Annotated in this window: 6 protein-coding genes; 3 read left to right on the forward strand and 3 right to left on the reverse strand. The window is 35.5% G+C overall.

What is annotated here, in order from left to right; all coding sequences use genetic code 11:
• Positions 1 to 6: 6 nt before the first annotated feature.
• Positions 7 to 1,053, forward strand: coding sequence for an N-acetylneuraminate synthase family protein (locus B5D46_RS06540; protein WP_200805030.1), 1,047 nt, complete (start codon positions 7 to 9; stop codon positions 1,051 to 1,053).
• 117 nt (positions 1,054 to 1,170) lie between these two features.
• Here B5D46_RS06540 and B5D46_RS06545 read toward each other — a convergent pair whose 3' ends face one another.
• Complete coding sequence (locus B5D46_RS06545) at positions 1,171 to 2,010, reverse strand: flagellin N-terminal helical domain-containing protein (protein ID WP_078928783.1); 840 nt, start codon at positions 2,008 to 2,010, stop codon at positions 1,171 to 1,173.
• Positions 2,011 to 2,365: 355 nt separating this feature from the next.
• On the opposite strand from B5D46_RS06545, the gene B5D46_RS06550 reads away from it, so the two are divergent.
• Positions 2,366 to 2,962, forward strand: a complete 597-nt coding sequence (locus B5D46_RS06550) for a hypothetical protein (protein WP_078928784.1) — start codon at positions 2,366 to 2,368, stop codon at positions 2,960 to 2,962.
• Positions 2,963 to 3,028: 66 nt separating this feature from the next.
• Positions 3,029 to 4,579: a 6-hydroxymethylpterin diphosphokinase MptE-like protein gene (locus B5D46_RS06555; protein WP_078928785.1), complete on the forward strand. Its 1,551-nt coding sequence runs from the start codon at positions 3,029 to 3,031 to the stop codon at positions 4,577 to 4,579.
• Positions 4,580 to 4,696: 117 nt separating this feature from the next.
• Here the strand turns inward: B5D46_RS06555 and asd are convergent, their stop codons facing one another.
• Entirely contained in the window at positions 4,697 to 5,809 is a 1,113-nt protein-coding gene (asd, locus tag B5D46_RS06560; RefSeq protein ID WP_078928786.1) for an aspartate-semialdehyde dehydrogenase, read from the reverse strand.
• 35 nt (positions 5,810 to 5,844) lie between these two features.
• Complete coding sequence (locus B5D46_RS06565; RefSeq protein WP_078928787.1) at positions 5,845 to 6,708, reverse strand: hypothetical protein; 864 nt, start codon at positions 6,706 to 6,708, stop codon at positions 5,845 to 5,847.
• Between the last annotated feature and the right edge of the window lie 288 nt (positions 6,709 to 6,996).

Consider the following 6,996-nt stretch of genomic DNA (forward strand, 5'->3'; position numbering starts at 1 on the left):
ACATGAATGATGAAGCAAAATAAACCTTATCTAATAGCAGAGATCGGTGTCAACTTTTACGATACCGCTAAAATCATGGAGATAAAACCTCTTGATGCGGCAAAACTTTACATAAAAAAAGCTGCAGATTCAGGAGTAGACTGTGTAAAGTTTCAATCTTACAAGGCAAATACTCTCGCATCCAAGAACTCACCTGCATACTGGGATACAACAAAAGAATCAACCAAAAGTCAATATGAGCTTTTTTCAAAATTTGATGGTTTTTATGAAGATGATTATTTAGAACTATCAAAATATGCTCATTCTCTAGATGTTGATTTTACTTCAACTCCATTTGACTATACTTCTGCGGATTATTTAGAGAAGATGGTAGATTTTTATAAAATATCATCTTCTGATCTTAGTAATCTTCCTTTTATATCTTACATAGGTGCAAAGGGAAAGCCTGTAGTATTATCCACAGGCGCATCCTATATTTCAGAGATAGATGAGGCTGTAAGAACCCTACAAGACTCAGGATGTGAAGATATTAGCCTGCTCCACTGCGTACTATCGTATCCAACATCCTCTCAGAATGCCAATCTAAATATTATAAAAGGCTTAAAGAAAATCTATCCTAAGCTGAAAATAGGATATAGCGATCACGTAATGCCAGATGAATGCATGACTACACTAACTACCGCTTATTTGCTTGGCGCTGAAATAATAGAAAAGCATTTCACACTTGATAAAAAATTAAAGGGAAACGATCATTACCATGCAGGAGATCCAAAAGATTTCAAAAGAGCTGTAGATAACTTCAAACTTGTAAATAAACTACTTGGTTCTGAAGATAAAACAGTATTAGATTGTGAAATAATTCCCAGAAAGGAAGCAAGAAGATCTCTGGTTCTTACAAGAAATATAAAGCAAGGAGAGACAATTGAAACAGATGATCTTATCGCAAAAAGACCTGGAACAGGAATTTCTCCTAAATACACAAATATTGTAATTGGAAGAAAGGCGTTAGTTCCTTTAAATGAAGATGAAATACTAACCTGGGATAAAGTCTAACTCTTCGCTTTAACATAATAAAAATATTTTATAAAAAAACCTCAGATAAACTGAGGTTCGGAAAACTAATCCCAATCCCCCGCAGGAGGATATGGGATTGGGACTAGAGCTTTAAGATTAGCCTAGTAAGCTTAGTGCAATCTGAGGTCTTGCATTAGCCTGTGTCAGCATAGAGGTTGCAGCCTGCTGAATAATTGACTGCTGTGACAGGTTAGCAGCTTCCTCAGCGTAATCAGTATCACGAATTCTTGAACGTGCATCTGACAGGTTCTCAGCAACATTTGCTCCATTTCTAACTGATGATTCAAGACGGTTCATCTGAGCACCTAATGTACCTCTAGCATTATCAACAGCCTGCAACTGACCATCAATAGTTGATATGAAAGTTTCTGCACTAGATCTAGTAGTAATAGCTGTAGTAGAATTTGTAGCACTTCCAACGGCTGCGACATTAGCTAAAGTTAAATCAACAGTATGACCACTACCTGAACCAACATGAATCTTTAATGTACCACTAGTACCAAGCTCTGAAGCTGAACCCATAAGAATCTTCTTTCCTGAGTAGGTTGTCTGGCAGGCAATTCGACTAATTTCTGCAGATAATTGAGAAACTTCAGCCTGCATTGATGCTCTATCAGTTGATGTATAGGTATCGTTAGATGCCTGAATTGCTAGTGTACGCATACGCTGCAACATGTTGGTAACTTCGTCCATTGCACCTTCTGCAGTCTGAGCAACAGCAATACCATCATTAGCATTACGAACACCCTGATTATAACCGTTAATGTGAGCTGTTAAACGGTCTGACACAGCTAAACCTGCAGCATCATCCTTTGCAGAGTTAATTCTCAGACCAGATGATAGTCTCTGATAGGTTGTATTTAAGCTGTTAGTAACATTGCTTAGACGTCTCTGAGCATTTAATGATGAAACGTTAGTATTTACATATGAAGCCATTTTGAGTTCCCCCTACGGAAAAGTTTATTAAGCTAAGGCAGTATTGCCTTGATACCTAATTAACGTCAGGTAGTATTTTTTATTTAATAAAAGTTTTAAATATTTTTTTAAATAATTGTTAACTTTATGATAATAAAAAGAATTAAATTAAAAAAATTTATTTTTTTTCCTTATTCAAGGAAAGGCATGACAATTTAAATCTAAATAAAGCCCATCTGATCAGTGAAGAAAAACTGCGCAAATATTTAGTGTTAAGATTTGTTTTATTAAATTGTGACTTTCTATTATAAGTTTTAGACAGCGATAACTATAAAATAAAAGTATGATTCAATCCGATGAGATATAAGGATACAATATGAATTCAGCAGATTTGGTTAGTAATTTGGACGCTGAAACACTAACAGTGTTAACAAATGTAAATATAAATGAATTTCTTGAAGAAAGATTCATAGCAAATATAAATGCATTTAAGCAATACCTTCCAGAGATTGCCAATCAATTCAAAGATTATGTCCCAACAAAAAAATTATCATTTTTCTGTTTAGAAAATGGTATTCCCAATATCCTACTTAACAGTAATACACCCTTTTACAAATCAGAAGATCCGATAGCCTTCTGCAAAAATAGACTTCTTTATCTGATGCAGAATATTACATTCAACCAATCTTGTTTTGAATATGAAAGAGATAAATACGGTCAAATCAATGATAAATACATAAATGAAGGATTAGAGAGCCAATCTAAACAGATAAAAGAAACTATAAAAATAAAAGACTTGGATACTCTCCCATTGGTCGTTGTATCTGGGATTGGACTAGGTTATATACTTGGAGAGCTGTACGAGAGAGTAACTGTTTCTAATCTGGTTATTATTGAACCTGATCCTGATATTTTCTTTGCATCAGTGTATACATTTGACTGGAAGAACCTTCTGGATTACATATTCGCATAACATCTATCAATAGATATTATTATCGATGATAATCCGCAATTATGCTTCGATACATTTGCATCGGTAATGCAAAGTAAAGGAGTATTCTTATCGACATCACCATTCTTGTTAGTTCACTATTCAACAGAATTTAACTCAGAATTTTCCAGCATTTTCATCAATCAGCCCCCAAAAATAACTAGCCTATTAGGATTTTTTGACGACTATGCCTTTGGAATTAGTCATGGTGCTTATGCATTCTCTAGAGAAAACAATCATTTTGTAAAAAAAGAAGAATATCTTGAAAAATATAAAGATATTCCTGTTTTTGTAATTGGTTCTGGACCTTCTTTAGATAGTGACATTTCATTTATTCAGCAAAATCAGGATAAAGCCATAATAATTCCATGTGGTACAGCTGCAGATTCCTTATTCCATACAGGAATCAAACCAGATTTTTTTGCAAATACAGAAAGAATTCCAGAAACATGTGATGTATTGGACTCTATACCAGATCCCCTTTTCTTTGAAGATGTAACATTAATCTGCTCTGAAGTATGTCATCCATTGGTTCAAAACAGGTTTAAAAAAGCCGTTGTTTTTGGAATAAAGACTGAGCCTTTTTTCTCATATATTCAAAAAATGAAGGAAGAAATCCTAAGGAACATCCAGGATATATCAAATATGAATCCTCTTGCAGGTAATATGGGAGTATCTTCAGCAGCAACTTTAGGTTTTAGAAAAATATATTTATTTGGAATGGATAATGGCATAAAAATAGAGAATACACAGATTCATTCAAATTTTGCATCTCTGTACAAAAAAAGAGGAGCTCCTGAGGTTTCAGAATTCAGATATGAGTGTGAAGGAAATTTCGGAAATAAATGTAAAACAAATCTAAGATATCTACAGGCTGTAAGCAACATCCGAAATGTTATCGTTTCGAATGCAACATTAGATCCAAATAATCCTTTATCCGTACATAACTGTTCAGATGGAGCACTAATTCCAAATACAAACTCTGTTCATTCACAAGAATTAAAAGATGAATTCAGTCGATTACCTATCATTAGAAAAAAAGAGATTTGCGATTACATTTATGAAGTTAAGTGTAAGCCTATTCATATTGACTACGAAGAATTGGAATCTTTATTGAAAAAGAAGGAATTCTTCACTGTAATTGATTCTGTTATTAGCGACTTATCCAATATGAATAAACTTAATAACAGAAATGATTGGTTAAAAGCTCTCTCTGAAATTGGCTCTAGCCTAAACATGGAACTAAATCCAACAGAGTTTTTTCACAAAGAAATGGTTGCACCATCTTTGCAATCAATGTTTATATTGATTATTAATGCAATGTATTTATGTAAAGACTTCGAAAGCTGTAGAAATATTTCTCAACGCTTTGTAAATATGTCAATGGATTTTTTAGAAGAATGTAAAGATATTTTCAGTCATCTTCCTGACTATGTCATGGGAGATCATAGAAAGTATTATGCAGATAATAAAGTCGGTAGAGACATGCCAAGTATTTCTGCACCATCAATGCCACCTGTTAGAAAACTTATCAGAGCAGAATACAAAGATCCTATAACCAAATTCGCCCGAAATGATAAAATACAGAAGGATACTTAAATTCAGTATGCCTATTCAGCTGAGCAGAATGGAAGAATAGTAGCTACGTCCTAAAGACAAAGCGCCAGCTAACAAGCATAGACTGGCGCCTTGAAAATATGAGGTTAAATTAATGGATTAACCAATAATCTGGCGAAGCATGCAGCGTAGAGGTTCTGCAGCGCCCCATAACAGCTGATCACCAACAGTGAAAGCTGAAACGAAGTTCTCGCCCATATTCATCTTTCTCATACGACCGATAGGTACATATAGAGAGCCTGATACCTTAGCAGGAGTTAACTCTGATAAAGTAATCTCCTTGTGATTTGGAATTACCTTAGCCCATGGATTCTGAGCTGAAATTAGCTCTTCAATATTAGCAATTGACAGATTCTCTTTTAGCTTAATGGTTAAAGCCTGGCTGTGACAACGCATTGAGCTGATTCTTACACAGTTACCGTCAATTGGAAGTGTGCCTGGAGCATAACCTAAAATCTTGTTAGCCTCAGCCTGGCTCTTCCACTCTTCACGGCTCTGACCGTTCTCTAGCTCTTTATCAATCCATGGTAAAACGCTACCTGCTAAAGGAGCACCAAAATTGTCAGTAGGGAATGAAGCATCGTTCATCTTAGCGCGAACCTTACGCTCAATATCTAGGATTGAGCTATGAGGATCTGCAAGCTCTGCATTAACACAGTCATATAATGCCCCCATCTGAGATAAAAGCTCACGCATATTCTTAGCACCGGCACCTGAAGCTGCCTGATAGGTCTGAGTTGAAATCCACTCAACCTTACCAGTCTTGATTAGACCAGCTAAAGCAATTAAAAGCAGACTTACGGTGCAGTTACCGCCAATGTATGACTTGATGCCAGCGTTTAAAGCGTCATCTAAAACATCGTGGTTAACTGGATCCAGAATGATTTTGGTTTCATCCTTCATTCTTAATGTTGAAGCTGCATCAATCCAGTAGCCATTCCAGCCGGTATCTCTTAAAGCCTGATACATTTTAGTGGTGTAATCACCGCCCTGAGCAGTGATAATAATATCCATAGCTTTTAATGCATCAAGGTTATATGCATCCTGAAGAACGCCATAATCCTTGCCATTAAATGAAGGTGCTTTCTGACCTGTCTGTGAGGTTGAAAAGAATACAGCATCGATTAAGTCAAAATCTTTCTCCTGCTGCATACGCTCCATAAGAACGGAGCCGACCATACCACGCCAACCAATCAAACCAACTTTCTGCATTTAATCCTCTCTTTATGTTAATGATTTATATCAGATCATTTTTCGCAGTGTTCAACAGTAAAGCTCTTTGAGAAACTGCCATCTTCAGCATTTAAAACTACTGATATTTTCTTTCCTGACTTAATCATATCGGAAAAAGTTTGAATTTTACAAAAATTGTCAGAAGTCTTCTTAATGTACAAATCTAGTGCATCATCTTTGTTTTCTGCATCAAAAAAAGCAGTTTTACTCAGAATAATATCCAGAAAAAATGATTTTTCGCTTAAAGCGATGTCATTTAGAGTTGCATGCTCATCTAATTTCATAGGAAGCTTGTTTTTTATGCCTCTGACAGCTAATGCATCATCATTTCTTGTGTAGACGGTGTATACAAAATAGCCGGCAAATAAAGCAGCAACAACTACAAATAATTTAAAATTTCGAGCAATTTTTCCTAAAATAACAGCGCGCTCACCGTTTATACGGTTAACATTCTGCATTGCCTTAGCGTAGAATCTGGCCTGAGGTTCATGAGATGCTATAGAAGCATCTGCATTATCTAACTTATCAGGCTGTACAGAGGATATTTCTTTAGATAAGGAAGAGTCTTCAGGATTTTCCGTTGATTCTGAATTTTCAAGTTTTTCCTTTTCAAATTCAGCTTCAAGATCCTTGATCTTATCAAGAATATCCTGCCTTATGTATTTTGGTTTTAAAGGATGTTTTTTCTCTTTTTCTCCCATTATCCGATGAATCATACTTACAGCTTTCTTTGCATTCATAGGACCTGCCATATTCATGATTACAGAACGGTCATAATCCATTCTGGTCAGATCTTCAATTTCATCATCAGAGACAAAACTGTCATCAGGATAATTAGAGGAAACAGGTGGATCAATCTCAGATTTTGTTTTATTCATACTGTTATGAAACGACCTTTGTCAAGCTAAATTTAGTGATTTAGCTGAGACGCTCTCCTCAGTGTAAGCACGGCCTTGGCCACTCTGTTATACATGGATTGGTTACCACAGGTCAATGGTCCGCCGCGAATCCTACTGTCTATTCTCGAGGATCACTTTGTGTGCCATCATAGTGTGAGCGTAGATAATTCAAACCTTCTTGATGGAAAACGTCTTACCTAAATCACTATTCCAGTTTTTTTTAATAAATCCCTTAATCTCTTTAATCTAAAGCACTTTCTTTCAATA

The organism is Succinivibrio dextrinosolvens DSM 3072, assembly GCF_900167015.1.
GTDB lineage: Bacteria > Pseudomonadota > Gammaproteobacteria > Enterobacterales > Succinivibrionaceae > Succinivibrio > Succinivibrio dextrinosolvens.